The organism is Rhizobium sp. 18055, assembly GCF_902706285.1.
In the GTDB taxonomy this organism is placed as follows: domain Bacteria; phylum Pseudomonadota; class Alphaproteobacteria; order Rhizobiales; family Rhizobiaceae; genus Rhizobium.
This window is the reverse complement of sequence record NZ_CACSKD010000019.1, coordinates 61,957-78,335: the sequence shown is the minus strand read 5'-3', so window position 1 is coordinate 78,335 and position 16,379 is coordinate 61,957. Positions and strand designations below refer to the sequence as shown.

Here is a 16,379-nt window from a genome sequence, read left to right as displayed (position 1 = left end):
TGTGGTCTACTCGACCGAGCCGACCGTCATTTCATCGACCTGGCGCGACAGGGTCAGGCCGATGACCGGGATCATCTGGCTTTCCACCTTCACGGAAACGGTGACGTTCATGGTCTTGTCGTCGCGAACGCGGGCGATCATGGCGCCGTTGAGCTTGGCGCGGTTAAGGCCGACCACAACGGTATCAGCGGTGACGGTGCCGGATGTGACGTCGAGACCCTTGCCGGCGGCGCCGTCGAGGAACTGGCCCTTGTAGCTGTTGCCGGACTGGGTGATCAGGGCGCTCATCGGCTGCTTGAAGACGCCGACGCGGCAGCTGCCGTCGAGCTTGACACCGGTGCCGTCGGAAACAGGTTCACCGATGAGATTGCAGGTGAACTTGGTGCCCTTGTACTTGCCGGCGACGATTTCGCCCGGACCTTTCCAGGAGCCCGCGACACTCTCGAAGAATGCCTTGTCGCGCGTTGCAGCGGTTGCGGCCGGGGCCATATCGACGAGCGGCGAAAGAGCGATCGCCGCGAGGCCGAAGAGGTAGAGAAACTTGCGCGGGTACATGGAATTTCCTTGGCGAACCATATCGCTTAACTGATGCCAAGTTTTGCCGAAAAATGGTTAATGCTTGGTTTCCGAGGCGCTGAAACCGGTGCGATTGCAGGCTTTTCTACGCCGTGTCGGTGGTTGGATCGCATGGTCCAAGCTCTTGAATCGACAGTGATTTAGCCGATTTGTTGAGCGAGGATCAGCCGGTGGGCAAAAATGGGCCTTACGTCTGCCCGTTCTTGTCTCGCTGGGTCATCGACGGTGTCAGGTCGCCGATGAAGTCACCGATTCCCGGGCGCTTGAGGGCGCGAAAGGCCAGCGGACGGCAGAGATCCATGGCGGCGATGCCGATGCGGGCGGTCATCAGCCCATTGATGACGCCTTCGCCGAGACGCGCCGACAGCTTCGATGCAAGACCGTGGCCGAGGACCTGTTGCACCAGGCTGTCGCCGACGGCGATCGAGCCGGTCACGGCGAGATGGGCCAGCACATCCCGCATCAGCCTGAGCATGCCGAGCGTTCCCGGCCGGCCGCCATAGAGATCGGCCATGGCGCGGATCAGCTTTGCCGCTTCGTAGAGCACGTAGAGCAGGTCGACGATGGCGCGCGGGCTGACGGCGGTGACGATCGAGACGCGCTTGGAGGCGTTGAGGATCAGGCTGCGGGCCTGTCGATCGAGTGGCGCCAGCAATTCGCGCTCTGCCAGTGCCACCAGATGCGGCGCATCGATGATATCCGTTTCGGCGGCCTTCAGCGTGGCGCGGCCGCGGGCGGTTTCGGGCTTGGCCGCCAGCAGGTGTTCGAGGCTTTTCACCAGTGCACGCGCCTTTGCAGGCCTGGTCTCCAGGATGGCGGCTTCCGCTTCGGCCTTGATGGTCTGGACGGCGGCGAGCCGCATCATCCCCGCCGTTTCCCTGATGACCATGGCGATCACCGCCAGGATGCCGATGCCAAGCGCTGTCAGCGCCGCGTAGCCAAGCCAGTCGGCGCGGGTGAAAAGGTTTCGGATCAGGCTGTCGGTCCATAGCCCAAAGGCGAGCGAGAACAGCACGCCGAAAGCGCCGAGCGCGATCTTGCCGAAGGACGTGCCGCGTTTGCGGGGCAGGGCTACCGGAACCGGTGCGATGTCCTTGTCCGGATTGATGAATGGATCATCCTCATCCGATGTCAGCACGACATCGCCGGAAAAACTTGCCGGCTTGCGCGATATTGCGTCGATCGGCCGGGTTTCCGTGCGGCTCGGGTCGCTATCGTCGTCGTAGGCGAAAGCCGCGGGCGCGCGGCGCGGGTGCGGCGGCTGGTCCGAGGGCGGCTTGATCATGCGAGGCGATCTCCGAACAGAAATTGCATGGCGCGGTCGAGCCGGATATGCGGCACCGACAGCTTGATACCGCCACCCGTCTCGTCGAGGCTGGGTGGGCGGAAGCGGACCACGTTCACATCTGGCAGTTGGACATTGCTGTCACCGGATTCAATGCTTTCAAACAGGGCTTCCGGGCTTTCAGGCAGGTCGCCCGGAAAGATCGCGGTCTTCTTCACGCCGTCAAAGGTCTCGCCTGATATGGTTTCGCCTGAAATCGGCGTACCGACGATCACAGGCAGTTCAACGCCGTCGCGCTTGACGGTTGCTTCGCGCGTGGCCCTGACGGATGCCAGCGCCATGACCTCGATGCCGGCGCCTGCCATGCCGATGCGCTGAATGGCGCGATCGACGAGGCGACGTGTCAGGGCGTCCAGCCGGTGATGGCTTTCGTGATGCAGATGATCGGCCTTGGTGGCTGCGACCAGCACCCGGTCGATGCGGCGGCCGAGCAGGGATGACAGCAGCGAATTTTTGCCCGGGCGGAAGCAGGCGAGAACGTCGGTCAGGGCGCGTTCCAGATCCTGTACCGCTTCCGGGCCGCGATTGATCGCCTGCAGGGCATCGACAAGGACGATCTGCCGGTCGATGCGGGAGAAATGCTCGCGGAAGAAGGGCTTGACCACGACCGACTTGTAGGCCTCGTAGCGCCGCTCCATCATGGCCCACAGCGATCCCTTTTCGGGTTTGCCATCCGGCGGCAGCATCAGCGGCGCAAAGGTCAGGGCAGGCGAGCCGTCGAGATCGCCGGGCAGCAGGAAGCGGCCGGGCGGCAGCGTCGATAGCGAGCGTTCGTCGGCCTTGCAGGCCTTGAGGTAGTCTGCGAAAGCGGCGGCGAGGTCGCGGGCACGCATTTCGTCCGCTGCAGCGGTGATGTCGCAGCCGACTGTCTGCTCGAGCCAGGCGCTTGAGAGTTCGGCACGAATGCCTGAGCGCGCGAGAGCGATCGTCTCCTCGCTGAAGGTGCGGTAGTCCTTTGTCAGCAGCGGCAGGTCGAGCAGCCATTCGCCGGGATAGTCGACGATGTCGATCGACAGCCTGCCGGGCGAAAAGAAGCGGTTCCAACCGCTGGCGCTCTGGTAATCGATGGTGAGGCGCAGTTCGGAAATGGCGCGGGTCGAGTCGGGCCAGATGCGGTCCTTGACCAGCGCCCGGATGTGATCCTCATACTGGAAGCGTGGGACGCCGTCGTCTGGTTGCTGTTCGAGGCGCACCGCCGAAACGCGGCCCGACTGCACCGGTTCGAACAGCGGCAATCGACCGCCATGTAGCAGATTGTGCACCAGCGAGGAGATGAAGACGGTCTTGCCGGCCCGCGACAGGCCGGTGACACCCAGACGGATCGTTGGATTGACCAGGCCTGCGGCTCGATCGGACAGCGTGTCGAGCGCAATGCGTGCGTCGTCGGTGAAGGATGTCATGCTGGGCGGCAAGGCGAAATTCCAGTTGCTGGGTAAACGCCATATAGGAACCGGCACGCAGAAGGAAAAGACGCCCCCGCGAAAGGCGCTCGATGAAACGGATCAGTCGGTCATGAAGTCGATCAGGCGCCAGCCGTTCAGGCCCTGGTTGAAATCGAGAACGGCCAGTCCGCTTGGCGGGAAGCCGTTTGGCAGGGCCTGCGCAAGCGCCTGATGGCCGATCAGCGCTTCGAGCGTCTGCTCGAGGACCGGATTGTGGCCAACGAGCATGACTGAAGTCACCTCGTTTTGCGCGGCTATGATGTCGATGTAGATGTCAGGGGAGGCGTTGTAGAGCGCATCGACAAAGCGGATGTCGAGGTTTTCGCCCATCGCACGATGGATGGCATCGGCCGTCTGGCGGCAGCGCAGAGCAGTCGAACTGAGGACGAGATCGGGCTTGTAGCCTTTGTCTGCCGCATTTTCCGCCACGATCTCGGCGTCGGCATAGCCTTTTTCCGTCAGCGCCCGTTCGAAATCGCTCAGTCCGGGTGCCGGCCAAGCGGCTTCCGCGTGCCTGAGAAGATAGATCCGGGACGGCGGCGGTGTGATGGCGGTCATCTGAGAATCCCCGGTCGATTGGCCTTTTTCAGTAGCTTTAGCCCGGGGCTTTCGTCAACCGGGTCAACCGATAGAGACTGCAAGTTAAGCCCCCGCTGCTACTCTGTCGGGTGTTGCTGAACCGGCGGCTCAAGAAATAATGACGTAAAAATAGCCTGTTAGCTCAAAATTGTGACAGATTTAAAAATATGTTTACCTAGCGGATTCGACTTGAATCACACGTGGTGGTCGGGATATACAGCCGCGAGATGAGATGTTCTTCAGGAGAATCGCGTTGAGTGAGAAGATCGATCTTAGCAAATACGTGCCCTCGGAAGAGGAAGAGTTTATGAACGGCAATCAGCGGGCCTATTTCAGGGCAAAGCTGGTGGCCTGGAGAAACGATATCCTCAGAGAAGCGCGCGAGACCCTCGAGCATCTTGCCGAGGAAAGCGCAAACCATCCGGATCTCGCCGACAGGGCGTCGTCCGAGACGGACAGAGCCATCGAGCTGCGCGCCCGTGATCGCCAGAGAAAGCTGATTTCCAAGATCGATTCTGCACTGCAGCGTATCGAGGAAGGTACATACGGCTATTGCGAGGAAACCGGTGAGCCGATCGGCCTCAAGCGTCTCGACGCTCGCCCGATCGCCACGCTGTCCATCGAGGCGCAGGAACGTCACGAGCGCCGCGAAAAGGTCTATCGGGACGAATAATCCCGACGGCATCACAAAATACAAAAGGCACCGCGTGATCGCGGTGCCTTTTTTGTTTGCACGGATGGCGACTTGTGACGGTCGCTGATTACTTGTCGCGATTGACGCTCATCTCGCCGAAGATGCGGGCAACTTCGTTCTGCAGTGCGGCGTCTGCTCCGGTCATCGGTGCCATTTCCGGATCCCGGCGCGGCATATTGGTGGGGGCGGGGCGGACAGGCGCGCTTGGCTGCTGCGCGATCCGCTGCTCCATCGCAAAGTTTGTGCTCATCTCTTCTTCGAGAACCCGCTGGAAGTCGCTCGGCTGGGCGGAAGGTGCGGGGCGCTGTGGGGCAGCGGGCGCCGGCTGTGGGGCTGCCGGATAGAAATTCGGCGCCTGCGTTATCGGCGGGCTCATCACCTGCGGCTCTATTCTCTGCGGGGACAGGACACGCTGGCGGGCCGAATCAAGGATGTCGGCTGCGGCGGCCGTCTCGATGCGAGCCGGCTCCTGATGGAGGACGACAGGCGGCTGCGGGCGAAACTCGACGGGCGCAGGCGGCTGCGCCCGTTCGATCTCGACCTCGAAGGTGGGCTGGCGGGGCGCCGGTTGCGGTACTGGCGGTGGAGCCACGGGCTGGATCTCGAACGGCTCCGGGGCCGGAGCGAACTCCTCGATCGGCGAGAGGCCCCGGGTCGTGAGCGGTCTGGCTGCCGGCTGCGCGACTGGCTCTGGCATCGGTTCCATCTCGGCGACCATCACCGCCGGTTCCTGTTTTGCCGGAGCGGGTGATGGTGCGGGTGATGGTGCGGGTGGACGCTCGGGTGCCCTTTCCGGTTCGGATGCATCGATCGGCAGAATTCTGCTTTCGATGACGATATCGGATGGTCCGCCGATCATGATCAGATGCTCGACATCGTCGCGGCGCACCAGCACCAGGCGGCGACGGGCATCGACCGCTGCTGCATCCAGGACCTGCAGCCGGGGCTGGCGGTTGCGGCCGCCGCGGACGAAGGGAGACGGCGCCCGGTTGCGCATGATCCACAGGATCGCCACGAGAAGCAGCAACCCAATGGCCACGCCACCTGCTGCAATGAAGAAACGGTTGCCATAGGCTCCCATGAGATCATCGAACATATTCGCGTACTCCTTCGCGGCTTTTCATCACATGACGACTTTTACGCTTCGTAGACAAGGGCTAAGCACCTTGTCCAGTGACGGAAAGACGCAACTCTGGTCGGTGGTGTCGTCTCATTCGACATTTAACGGCAAAACTGGCGCTGTAGCTTGTGAATTCAATCACTCTTCATGGTTACTGGTGTTTTTGACCGGGCAGCAAATTGCTAAGAAGGAAGAAGCGCCTGATTCCTGCTCCGTCTCTTAGTCACGAGTTAAGGCTAGGTCATGAGTGAAGGCCGGCAGGCAATGCGAGGAACTACATGACGAAATCCCGTCAGGCCGACAATTTTAGCGAACCGCTCGTGGACCGCGGAGGACGCGCGGGAACAGCCTTGCGGATTCTGCTGCTGGCACTGGTACTGATTGGTGCTGCGGCCGCCTTCGTCGTGTTCAAGAGTTCGCTCGACAACGAGATGGTGCTCGGTGTTCTCGGCGTGCTGGCCATGGTCGGCATCTTCTTCCTGGTGTCGTCGATCATCGGCTTTATCGAGGTGATGCCGCAGCGGCAATCCGACAGCCTGGCGCGGGCATTTCTCAACAGCCATCCCGATGGTTCGCTGATCACCGACGAAAAAGGCCGGATCGTTTACGCCAACGCCGCCTATGGCGCCTTGACCGGTGCCCGCAAGCCGACCGAGGTGCAGACGCTCGAGGCGTTGCTGTCGCGCCACCGCGAATCCAACGAGGCGCTCTACCGGCTGTCGAACGGCCTGCGAGACGGCAAAGAGGGACATGAGGAGTTCCGGCTGCTGCGCGCCCTTGGGCCGTCGCTGAATGGATCGGGCGCGCATTGGTACCGGCTGAAGGCTCGGGTGCTGCAGGGCGAGGAAAGCGGCGGCAAGCCGCTGCGCATCTGGCAGATCAGCGACATCACCTCGGAGCGCGACGACCAGGAACGCTTCTTCAAGGAATTGCAGAACGCCATCGATTACCTCGACCATGCGCCGGCCGGCTTCTTTTCGGCGGGGCGCAAGGGCGAGATCTTCTATCTCAATGCGACGCTGGCCGAATGGCTGGGCATCGATCTCACCAAGTTCGTGCCGGGCTCGATGACGATTGGCGACATGGTGGCCGGCGAGGGGCTGGCGCTGATCCAGTCGGTGCAGGCCGATCCGGGCCTGAAGAAGACCGTGACGCTCGATCTCGACCTGAAGAAATCGAACGGCCAGAGCGTGCCGGTGCAGATCGTCCACAGCGTCACCTCGATGCGTGACGGTGCCCCTGGCGAAAGCCGGTCGATCGTTTTGACCCGCCGCGACAGCAAGGACGGCGACCAGTCGGCCTCGGCCGCCTCGATGCGCTTTACCCGCTTCTTCAACAACACGCCGATGGCGATCGCGTCGCTCGATGGCGACGGCCGGATTTTGCGGACCAATGCGCCGTTCCTGAAGCTGTTCTCCGGTATCGTCTCGCGCGATGATGTCGAGAACGGTGCGCTGTTCGAGACTATCGTGCAGGACATCGACAAGCCGCGGCTTCAGGGCGCGCTGGCGGCAGCGAAGGATCGGCAGGGCGATATCCCACCGCTCGATTCCAAGACACAGGCCGATGACGGCCGCCACTTCCGTTTCTACGTCAACGCGGTGATCGACCAGAGCGAAGAAGCTCCGGAGGAGGCAGCGATCGTCTATGCCGTCGAGGTGACCGAGCAGAAGGCGCTCGAGGCGCAGATGGCGCAGACGCAGAAGATGAATGCCGTGGGAACGCTCGCCGGCGGCATCGCCCACGATTTCAACAATGTTCTGACGGCGATCCTGCTATCGTCCGATCACCTGCTGCTGCAGGCACGCCCGGCCGATTCGGGCTTTGCCGATCTGATGGAGATCAAGCGCAACGCCAACCGCGCCGCCGTGCTGGTGCGCCAGTTGCTGGCCTTCTCGCGCAAGCAGACGATGCGGCCGACCGTGCTGAACCTCACTGACGTTGTCGGCGATCTCAGGATGCTGGTCGATCGGTTGCTTTCCGGCACCAACGTCAAGCTCGACGTCGAATACGGGCGCGATCTCTGGCCTGTGAAGACCGACCTGTCGCAATTCGAGCAGGTGCTGATCAACCTCTGCGTCAACGCCCGCGATGCCATGCCGCAAGGCGGCAAGCTGATCGTGCGGACCAAGAACGCGACGGCGGCCGAGGTTGCCGCCTTCAACTATTCCTACATGCCGCACGAAGACATGGTGCTGATCGAGGTGTCGGATAACGGCACCGGCATCGCGCCAGAGATCATGGACAAGATCTTCGAGCCGTTCTTCACCACCAAGGAAGTGGGCAAGGGCACCGGTCTCGGCCTCGCGATGGTCTACGGCATCGTCAAGCAGTCGGGCGGTTACATCCAGCCGGAATCGGAAGTCGGCAAGGGCACGACCTTCCGTGTGTTCCTGCCGCGCCACATCGTCGAGCCGTCGATTGCGGCCGAAGCCGATGCGGTGACGCCGAATGCCGGCAACGTCGTGCCGTTGTTGCCGGCCAAGCCGGAGCAGCCGGAAGATCTGACCGGATCTGCGGTCATCCTGCTCGTCGAGGACGAGGAGGCCGTGCGCCGCGGCGGCAAGCGGATGCTGGAGACCCGTGGCTACACCGTTCATGAGGCAGGATCAGGCGTCGAGGCGCTCGACATCATGGAAGAGCTCGACGGCAAGGTGGATATCGTCGTTTCCGACGTGGTGATGCCTGAAATGGACGGGCCGACGCTGCTGCGCGAATTGCGCAAGAAATATCCCGACATGAAGTTCATCTTCGTCTCGGGTTATGCCGAGGACGCCTTTGCCCGCAACCTGCCGCCGGAATCGAAGTTCGGGTTCCTGCCGAAGCCATTTTCGCTGAAGCAACTGGCTGTCGTGGTCAAGGAGACGCTGGAGAGCTGAGTGGGTGAGGGGTGTTGTCGGCGGCGCGCAAGAGGTGTTGTGCCGTGTGTCATACCCCTCTGTCCTGCCGGAGATCCCCCCACAAGGGGGGATATCGGAAAGTGGTTGGCTCTTCGCCAGTCAGCTGAAGTTGGCCGGTCAGCCAAAGTTGGAACGAGCGGGTTGCGCCCAGCCAATCTCCCCACCTGTGGGGGAGATGCCCGGCAGGGCAAAGGGGGGCTTGCACTGCACAACCTGCGTTGCCGAACCCAACCCCGCCAATCCTCAAGCCGTCAGTGCGACCGCAATTTCCGCAGCCAGCCGGGCATTGTTCTCGACCAGCGCAATGTTCGTCTTCAGGCTCTGGCCATCGGTCAGGTCGAAGATGGTGCTGAGCAGATAAGGCGTCACGGCCTTGCCTGAAATCTCGTCACGCTCGGCACTATCGAGCGCCCGCTGGATGTAGATTTCCATCTCTTCGGCCGGGATTTCGTCGGCTTCCGGCACCGGGTTGGCGATCAGCATGCCGCCGACGATGCCGAGCTGTTCGCGCACCGTCTGGAAATTGGCAATCGCTGCCGGGCTGTTCAGCGTCAGCGGGCTGCGCAGACCGGATGAGCGCGACCAGAATGCCGGGAACTCTTCGCTCTCGTAGGTGACGACGGGCACGCCTGCGGTTTCCAGCACTTCCAGCGTCTTCGGCACATCGAGAATTGCCTTGGCGCCGGCGCAGACGACGATGACGCCGGTGCGGCCGAGTTCTTCAAGGTCGGCCGAGATGTCGAAGCTGTCTTCAGCGCCGCGATGGACGCCGCCGATGCCGCCGGTTGCGAATACCCTGATGCCGGCGCGCTCGGCGGCGATCATCGTGGCGGCAACCGTTGTTGCACCATGGCGACGCTCGGCGATGGCAAAGGCGAGGTCAGCGCGGGAGACTTTCAACACGTCCTTGGCCTGGGCCAGCTGCTCCAGCTGCTCGGCTTCGAGGCCGATGTGCAGCGTGCCGTGGATAACGGCGATGGTGGCCGGAACGGCGCCCTGTTCGCGGATGATCGATTCGACGCTGCGTGCCATCTCGATGTTGCCGGGGTAGGGCATGCCATGGGTGATGATCGTCGATTCGAGCGCCACGATCGGAGCGCCGCGCTGCTTGGCGCTGGCGACTTCCCTGGAATAGGCGATCGGCAGCAGGGGAGAGACAGGTTTGGTCATCGGATCTTCCATTTCGTCTTCATTGGCGTTTCAATGCAGAATTCTGGCCTGCGGGACAAGAGCCAGCGCCTGTTTCAGCAGATCGGCGGAGAGCTTTTCGTTGACCGCATTGGGCGACTGAACTGTCAGTGCTGCGGCTGCAGCGCCCTCGCGGATCGCCTCATCCATCGGCGCACCGCGCAGCAGCGCCGCGAGGACGCCCGAGGCAAGCGAATCCCCGGCACCGGTCACATCGGAGACATGCTCGACATTGGCCGGCTGCAGCGCCACGACATGGCCGCCCGAAAACGCGATCAGCTCTTGCTGCCCGCGGGTGATGACGCCGCCCCTGAGGCCGATGTCACCGAGCAGTGATGGCCAGTGTGCCGGGTCGTTCGGGCGTTCTCCTGTCAGAGCTGCCGCCTCCGCCTCGTTGAGGAAGAGGTAGTCTATCCCTGAGATGCATGGCTTCAGCTTGATTGCCTTGGCGGGCGAGATGGCGATGGCGGCGACCGGCTTGCCGAGTGCCTTGGCGCGGGCGGTGATCGAGGCCAGCGTGTCCTCGGGCAGGTTGGCGTCGAAAAGCACCAGGTCGGTGGCGGCAAAGGCGTCGCGCACCGAGCGGATCGACAGGCGGCGCGGCACGAACATGCGGTAGAGATCCATGTCGGCCAGCGCAATCACCAGATTGCCGTCGCGTTCGATGATTGCCGTATAGCTCGGCGTCTTGCGGTCGAGGAAGACGAAGGGGCGATCGGTGACGCCGGCAAAATCGGCCGCTTCGCCGACCATCTCGCCGGTCGGGTCGCCGCCGCGGGGCGAGATCATCGTGACGTCGAAGCCAAGTCGAGCGAGATTGCGGGCGGCATTGAAGCCGCCGCCGCCGGCTTCCTCGAACCAGGAGCCCGGATTGCTGGCGCCTGCGGCCGTCGTTCCGGAGATGCGGCCGCGCCGGTCAATATGGGCACCGCCAAGAACGAGAATCTTCTTGCTCATGCCGGATGTCTCGAACCCGGCCGTGACGCGAGGTTCAAAGCCTCGATTGAGCCGAATCGGGGAGGCGCGGAGAACGCTTCAGTCTCTCCCGCCATCACCGTAAGGCTTTGCTTTGCATGGATAAAACAAATGTAGAACACAGGCCGTTTTACCTTTTTCTTTCAATGCTTTGAACGGCACTTGCAGAATGAGAACAAATGCGGTACAAAATCGACATCGGCGGCGACATTGCTTGAGCGGCTTCAATAACCTAAAGGTGGATCGAATGTCACAGAATACATTGCGGCTCGTAGAGGACAAATCGGTGGACAAAAGCAAGGCGCTTGAAGCGGCACTCTCACAGATCGAGCGGTCGTTCGGCAAGGGCTCAATCATGAAGCTGGGCTCGAATGAGAGCGTGGTCGAGATCGAGACTGTTTCGACGGGCTCTCTCGGACTGGATATCGCACTCGGAATTGGCGGCCTTCCCAAGGGCCGTATCATCGAGATTTACGGACCTGAAAGCTCGGGCAAGACGACACTGGCGCTGCAGACCATTGCGGAAGCCCAGAAGAAGGGCGGCATCTGCGCCTTCGTCGACGCCGAACACGCGCTGGATCCGGTCTATGCCCGCAAGCTTGGCGTCGATCTGCAGAACCTTTTGATCTCGCAGCCCGATACCGGTGAGCAGGCACTTGAAATCACCGACACGCTGGTGCGCTCCGGCGCCATTGACGTGCTTGTCATCGATTCGGTCGCGGCTCTGACACCGCGTGCTGAAATCGAAGGCGAGATGGGCGACAGCCTGCCGGGTCTTCAGGCACGACTGATGAGCCAGGCGCTGCGCAAGCTGACGGCTTCGATCTCGAAGTCGAAGACCATGGTGATCTTCATCAACCAGATCCGCATGAAGATCGGCGTCATGTTCGGTTCGCCGGAAACAACGACGGGCGGTAACGCGCTGAAATTCTATGCCTCGGTTCGCCTCGACATCCGCCGTATCGGCGCGGTCAAGGAGCGCGAAGAGGTGATCGGCAACCAGACGCGCGTCAAGGTCGTCAAGAACAAGATGGCGCCTCCGTTCAAGCAGGTCGAATTCGACATCATGTATGGCGAAGGCGTCTCGAAGACCGGCGAACTGGTCGATCTCGGCGTCAAGGCCGGCATTGTCGAGAAATCGGGTGCCTGGTTCTCCTACAACAGTCAGCGGCTCGGGCAGGGGCGTGAAAATGCCAAGATCTTTCTGCGCGACAATCCCGAGATGATGCGCGAGATCGAGACGTTGATCCGCCAGAACGCTGGACTGTTGGCCGAGAAGCTGCAGAATGGCGGTCCCGATGCCAATGATGCGGATGGCGACGCCTAAGACGTCTGCCGTCACTTAAATAAATCAAAACCGGCCGCATTCCTTGATCAGAATGCGGCCGGTTTTGTTTGTCTGCTGGACAGTGGTTAACGCGAGCGATAAAAGCCACTGAATTTTAAGATTTGACCTGCCTTGAGCAGCACTGAAGGGCATAGCATGAGCGGTGTGAACGAAATTCGGTCGACCTTCCTCGACTACTTCAAGAAGAACGGCCACGAGATCGTTCCATCGAGCCCGCTCGTGCCGCGCAACGACCCTACGTTGATGTTCACCAATGCCGGCATGGTCCAGTTCAAGAATGTGTTCACCGGTCTGGAACAGCGTCCCTACAGGACGGCATCGACGGCGCAGAAGTGCGTGCGCGCCGGCGGCAAGCATAACGACCTCGACAATGTCGGCTACACCGCGCGCCACCATACCTTCTTCGAAATGCTCGGCAATTTCTCCTTTGGCGACTATTTCAAGGAACAGGCGATCGAGCATGCCTGGACGCTGATCACCAAGGAGTTCGGCATCGATGCCAAGCGGCTGCTGGTCACTGTCTATCACACCGATGACGAAGCCTTTAACCTCTGGAAGAAGATCGCCGGTCTGTCCGACGACAAGATCATCCGCATCCCGACCAGCGACAACTTCTGGGCGATGGGCGATACCGGTCCTTGCGGTCCCTGTTCGGAGATCTTCTACGATCACGGCGATCACATCTGGGGCGGCCCTCCGGGCTCGGCCGAGGAAGACGGCGACCGGTTCATCGAGATCTGGAACCTCGTCTTCATGCAGTATGAGCAGCTCTCCAAGGAAGAGCGCGTCGACCTGCCGCGTCCGTCGATCGACACAGGCATGGGCCTTGAGCGTGTTGCCGCCCTGCTGCAGGGCAAGCATGACAATTACGACATCGACCTGTTCCGGGCGCTGATTGCCGCGTCCGAGGAAGCCACCGGCGTCAAGGCCGAGGGTGAGCAGCGTGCCAGCCACCGCGTCATCGCCGACCATCTGCGCTCGTCCGCCTTCCTGATCGCTGACGGCGTGCTGCCGGCTGCCGAAGGGCGCGGTTACGTGCTGCGCCGCATCATGCGCCGCGCCATGCGCCATGCCGAACTGCTCGGCGCCCGCGAGCCTTTGATGTGGAAGCTGCTGCCGGCCCTGATCCAGCAGATGGGCCGCGCCTATCCGGAGCTGGTGCGCGCCGAGGCGCTGATCACCGAGACGCTGAAGCTCGAGGAAACCAAGTTCCGCACGACTCTGAAGCGCGGCCTGTCGCTGCTGTCCGATGCAACGACCACGCTCGGCAAGGGCGACATGCTCGACGGAGAGACCGCCTTCAAGCTCTACGACACCTACGGCTTCCCGCTCGACCTGACGCAGGACGCCCTGCGCGCCCGCGAAATCAACGTCGATCTCAGTGGCTTTACCGATGCGATGGAACGCCAGAAGGCCGAAGCCCGCTCGCATTGGGCCGGCTCCGGCGACAAGGCGACCGAGACCATCTGGTTCGAACTGCGCGACAAGCACGGCGCGACCGAGTTTCTCGGCTATGACACGGAGACTGCCGAAGGTGTGGTGCAGGCGATCGTCAAGGACGGTGCGGCCGTCGGCGAGGCTGCCAGCGGCGACAAGGTGCAGATCGTCGTCACCCAGACGCCGTTCTACGGCGAGTCCGGCGGACAGATGGGTGACGCCGGCATCATTTCGTCCGACAATGCCAAGATCGAGATCACCGACACACAGAAGCGTGGCGAGGGACTGTTCGTGCACATCGGCACCGTCGTCGAAGGCACGATCAAGGCTGGCGACGCCGTAGCGATGACCGTCGATCACGCCCGCCGCTCGCATATCCGCGCCAACCACTCGGCAACGCATTTGCTGCATGAGGCGCTGCGCGAAGTGCTCGGGCACCATGTCGCCCAGAAGGGCTCGCTGGTGACGCCGGATCGGCTACGCTTCGACGTTTCGCATCCGAAGCCGATGTCTCAGGAAGAGCTGAAGGTGGTCGAGGATATGGCCAACGAGATCATCCTGCAGAATGCGCCGGTGACGACGCGGCTGATGAGCGTCGACGATGCCCGCGCCGAGGGCGCCATGGCGCTGTTCGGCGAGAAGTATGGCGATGAAGTGCGCGTCGTGGCCATGGGCAAGGGCCTGCATGGCGCCAAGACCGGCAAGCCTTATTCGATCGAACTCTGCGGCGGCACACATGTGTCTGCGACCGGTGATATCGGGCTGGTGCGTATTCTCGGCGATAGCGCGGTCAGCTCCGGCGTGCGCCGCATCGAGGCGGTGACCGGCGAAGCGGCCCGTGCCTATCTCTCTGAACAGGACGATCGGGTGAAGGCCCTGGCCGGCGCATTGAAGGTGCAGCCGGGCGAAGTTCTCACCCGCGTCGAAGCGCTGATGGACGAGCGCCGTAAGCTGGAAAAAGAACTGGCCGATGCCAAGCGCAAGCTTGCCATGGGCGGCGGGCAGGGCGGCTCTGAAGAAGCGGTGCGCGAGGTCGCTGGCGTCAAGTTCCTCGGCAAGGCGATTTCGGGCGTCGATCCGAAGGACCTGAAGAGTCTCGCCGACGACGGCAAGGCGAGCCTCGGTTCGGGCGTCGTGGCGCTGATCGGTGTGTCCGATGACGGCAAGGCGAGTGCGGTGGTTGCCGTGACGCCCGATCTGGTCGGGCGCTTCAGCGCGGTCGATCTGGTGCGGGTCGCGTCTGCAGCGCTCGGCGGCAAGGGCGGCGGGGGCCGTCCCGACATGGCGCAGGCCGGTGGCCCCGACGGGTCCAAGGCCGATGAGGCGCTGGAAGCCGTGGTAGTTGCGCTGGCTGGCTGAGCCGGCAGTGCACGACATTTTGAAAGGCGGGGCCGGTCCCCGCCTTTTTCTTTGCCTGACGTTTGAATTCCGCAGGGTTTTTCAAATCGGTCCATCTTGTCTTGGGCCGATCGAAGGGCATAACGCTTCGACATGGATAGCTACCGCGACGTACCGCGACCGCGCTTCTCACCGAGATCTGCATGCCAGTCGCCTGAGTATCAGGCGCGCTCTCGCATCGCCATCATCGCCTCGTCATCGAGCGCGTTGGCGCTCTTGTAGCCGGGGCGATCGGTAACGCGGGCGAGGTAGTCGGCGAAGGCCGGGCGCTTGTCGATGGTACCGAAGCCGAGGCCCCAGCCGATATGCGAGCCGACATAGACGTCGGCGGCGGTGAAGCGGTTTCCTGCGATAAAGGGCGTGGTGCTGACGGCTTTCTCCAGCGTGTCCATCACATCGGCATAGCTGCCATAACCAGCCATGCGGCTCTTGTCGGGCGGCGTCTGGAAGCCGAGCGCGCGATTGGTGACGGCGGCTTCCAGCGGGCCGGCGGCAAAGAACATCCAGCGATAGTAGCTGCCGCGTTCTTCCGGCAGCGGCGCCAACCGGGCATCCGGAAATGTTTCCGCGAGATAGGCGCAGATGGCGGCGCATTCGGTGACAATGGTCTTGCCGTGGCGGATCGCCGGCACCTTGCCCATCGGGTTGACCGCCAGATAGTCCGGCGCCTTGATGGCGCCGTCGAAGCCCATGATCTCGCTGGTGTAGGGAACGCCTGTTTCCTCCAGCATCCAGCGGGCAATGCGGCCGCGCGACATCGGGTTGGTGTAGAAGACCAGTTCGTCTGCCATGCTTTGCTCCTTCGCTCGTTCAAGCGCCGCCGGGTTGCCATATGTCGTCCTCAAGACAAGATATGGCAGCGCGCGCTTTTCGGAAAGCCCGGACCTCACAGCGCCTTGCGATACTGGATGAAGCCGGAGCGATCAGCGATCCTGTCGTACAGCTTGCGGGCGGTGGCGTTGGTCTCGTGGGTCATCCAGTAGAGGCGGCCGGCGCCGTGTGCGCGGGCGAGGTCGGCGACGGCGTCGATCAGCGCCGCACCCGTTCCGAGGCCGCGCTGGGTATCATCGACGTAGAGATCCTGCAGGTAGCAGGTCGATTTCGGCAGCCAGGTGGAGCGGTGGAAGATGGCGTGGACGATGCCGACGAGGCGGCCGTGGTCGTCGAAGGCGCCGAGTGCGTGCATGTCTTCAGCCGGGTCGTGGAAGCGGCCCCAGGTGAGGTCGGTGGTCTCCTGCGGAATGGCGACGTCGTAAAAGGTCTGGTAGCCGGCCCAGAGTGGCTCCCAGGCGGCGCGGTGGGATGGTTGCAGCGGGCGGATCGTGGTGGTCATCGTTCTTGCTCCCTCATGACTGCCTTGAAATGAAAACGGCGGGG

At 62.4% G+C, this 16,379-nt stretch carries 13 protein-coding genes; 4 read left to right on the top strand and 9 right to left on the bottom strand.

What is annotated here, in order from left to right; translation table 11 throughout:
- Positions 1–6: 6 nt before the first annotated feature.
- The 4 genes from GVL52_RS24715 to GVL52_RS24700 form a co-directional block, all read right to left on the bottom strand.
- Positions 7–555: a hypothetical protein gene (locus tag GVL52_RS24715; protein WP_160012009.1), complete on the bottom strand. Its 549-nt coding sequence runs from the start codon at positions 553–555 to the stop codon at positions 7–9.
- 208 nt (positions 556–763) lie between these two features.
- Entirely contained in the window at positions 764–1,861 is a 1,098-nt protein-coding gene (locus tag GVL52_RS24710; RefSeq protein WP_160012007.1) for a YcjF family protein, read from the bottom strand.
- Positions 1,858–3,333 carry a YcjX family protein gene (locus GVL52_RS24705; protein WP_160012005.1) on the bottom strand — a complete coding sequence of 492 codons (1,476 nt, stop codon included), beginning with the start codon at positions 3,331–3,333 and terminating at the stop codon, positions 1,858–1,860. The genes GVL52_RS24710 and GVL52_RS24705 overlap by 4 nt, the downstream gene beginning before the upstream one ends.
- Positions 3,334–3,423: 90 nt before the next feature.
- Positions 3,424–3,921 carry a histidine phosphatase family protein gene (locus GVL52_RS24700; protein ID WP_160012003.1) on the bottom strand — a complete coding sequence of 166 codons (498 nt, stop codon included), beginning with the start codon at positions 3,919–3,921 and terminating at the stop codon, positions 3,424–3,426.
- A gap of 274 nt (positions 3,922–4,195) precedes the next feature.
- On the opposite strand from GVL52_RS24700, the gene dksA reads away from it, so the two are divergent.
- A complete protein-coding gene (dksA, locus tag GVL52_RS24695) occupies positions 4,196–4,615 on the top strand; it encodes an RNA polymerase-binding protein DksA (protein ID WP_160012001.1) in 420 nt (139 codons plus the stop codon).
- Positions 4,616–4,703: 88 nt separating this feature from the next.
- Here the strand turns inward: dksA and GVL52_RS24690 are convergent, their stop codons facing one another.
- Positions 4,704–5,732 (bottom strand): flagellar biosynthetic protein FliO, encoded by a 1,029-nt coding sequence (locus GVL52_RS24690; RefSeq protein WP_160011999.1) that lies wholly within the window; start codon positions 5,730–5,732, stop codon positions 4,704–4,706.
- Between the two features lie 302 nt (positions 5,733–6,034).
- Between GVL52_RS24690 and cckA the strand changes: the two genes are divergently transcribed.
- Positions 6,035–8,635, top strand: coding sequence for a cell cycle histidine kinase CckA (gene cckA, locus GVL52_RS24685; protein ID WP_160011997.1), 2,601 nt, complete (start codon positions 6,035–6,037; stop codon positions 8,633–8,635).
- Between the two features lie 264 nt (positions 8,636–8,899).
- On the opposite strand, the gene GVL52_RS24680 is transcribed toward cckA, so the two are convergent.
- The gene (locus tag GVL52_RS24680) at positions 8,900–9,826 is read right to left on the bottom strand and encodes a pseudouridine-5'-phosphate glycosidase (protein WP_160011995.1); all 927 of its coding nucleotides are present in this window, start codon (positions 9,824–9,826) and stop codon (positions 8,900–8,902) included.
- Positions 9,827–9,856: 30 nt separating this feature from the next.
- Positions 9,857–10,801 carry a carbohydrate kinase family protein gene (locus GVL52_RS24675; RefSeq protein WP_160011993.1) on the bottom strand — a complete coding sequence of 315 codons (945 nt, stop codon included), beginning with the start codon at positions 10,799–10,801 and terminating at the stop codon, positions 9,857–9,859.
- 265 nt (positions 10,802–11,066) lie between these two features.
- On the opposite strand from GVL52_RS24675, the gene recA reads away from it, so the two are divergent.
- Together recA and alaS are read left to right on the top strand one after the other, a co-directional pair.
- Positions 11,067–12,146 (top strand): recombinase RecA, encoded by a 1,080-nt coding sequence (gene recA, locus GVL52_RS24670; protein ID WP_160011991.1) that lies wholly within the window; start codon positions 11,067–11,069, stop codon positions 12,144–12,146.
- Between the two features lie 156 nt (positions 12,147–12,302).
- Positions 12,303–14,963, top strand: a complete 2,661-nt coding sequence (alaS, locus tag GVL52_RS24665) for an alanine--tRNA ligase (protein ID WP_160011989.1) — start codon at positions 12,303–12,305, stop codon at positions 14,961–14,963.
- A 200-nt stretch (positions 14,964–15,163) separates the two neighbouring features.
- On the opposite strand, the gene GVL52_RS24660 is transcribed toward alaS, so the two are convergent.
- Together GVL52_RS24660 and GVL52_RS24655 are read right to left on the bottom strand one after the other, a co-directional pair.
- Positions 15,164–15,793: a glutathione S-transferase family protein gene (locus GVL52_RS24660; RefSeq protein WP_160011987.1), complete on the bottom strand. Its 630-nt coding sequence runs from the start codon at positions 15,791–15,793 to the stop codon at positions 15,164–15,166.
- A 95-nt stretch (positions 15,794–15,888) separates the two neighbouring features.
- Positions 15,889–16,335, bottom strand: coding sequence for a GNAT family N-acetyltransferase (locus GVL52_RS24655; protein ID WP_160011985.1), 447 nt, complete (start codon positions 16,333–16,335; stop codon positions 15,889–15,891).
- Between the last annotated feature and the right edge of the window lie 44 nt (positions 16,336–16,379).

Bases quoted from the DNA above. Each gene is read 5' to 3' on its own strand.
- GVL52_RS24715 (WP_160012009.1), bottom strand. From the start codon at position 555: ATGTACCCGCGCAAGTTTCTCTACCTCTTCGGCCTCGCGGCGATCGCT.
- GVL52_RS24710 (WP_160012007.1), bottom strand. From the start codon at position 1,861: ATGATCAAGCCGCCCTCGGACCAGCCGCCGCACCCGCGCCGCGCGCCC.
- GVL52_RS24700 (WP_160012003.1), bottom strand. From the start codon at position 3,921: ATGACCGCCATCACACCGCCGCCGTCCCGGATCTATCTTCTCAGGCAC.
- GVL52_RS24690 (WP_160011999.1), bottom strand. From the start codon at position 5,732: ATGTTCGATGATCTCATGGGAGCCTATGGCAACCGTTTCTTCATTGCA.
- cckA (WP_160011997.1), top strand. From the start codon at position 6,035: ATGACGAAATCCCGTCAGGCCGACAATTTTAGCGAACCGCTCGTGGAC.
- GVL52_RS24680 (WP_160011995.1), bottom strand. From the start codon at position 9,826: ATGACCAAACCTGTCTCTCCCCTGCTGCCGATCGCCTATTCCAGGGAA.
- GVL52_RS24675 (WP_160011993.1), bottom strand. From the start codon at position 10,801: ATGAGCAAGAAGATTCTCGTTCTTGGCGGTGCCCATATTGACCGGCGC.
- recA (WP_160011991.1), top strand. From the start codon at position 11,067: ATGTCACAGAATACATTGCGGCTCGTAGAGGACAAATCGGTGGACAAA.
- alaS (WP_160011989.1), top strand. From the start codon at position 12,303: ATGAGCGGTGTGAACGAAATTCGGTCGACCTTCCTCGACTACTTCAAG.
- GVL52_RS24660 (WP_160011987.1), bottom strand. From the start codon at position 15,793: ATGGCAGACGAACTGGTCTTCTACACCAACCCGATGTCGCGCGGCCGC.
- GVL52_RS24655 (WP_160011985.1), bottom strand. From the start codon at position 16,335: ATGACCACCACGATCCGCCCGCTGCAACCATCCCACCGCGCCGCCTGG.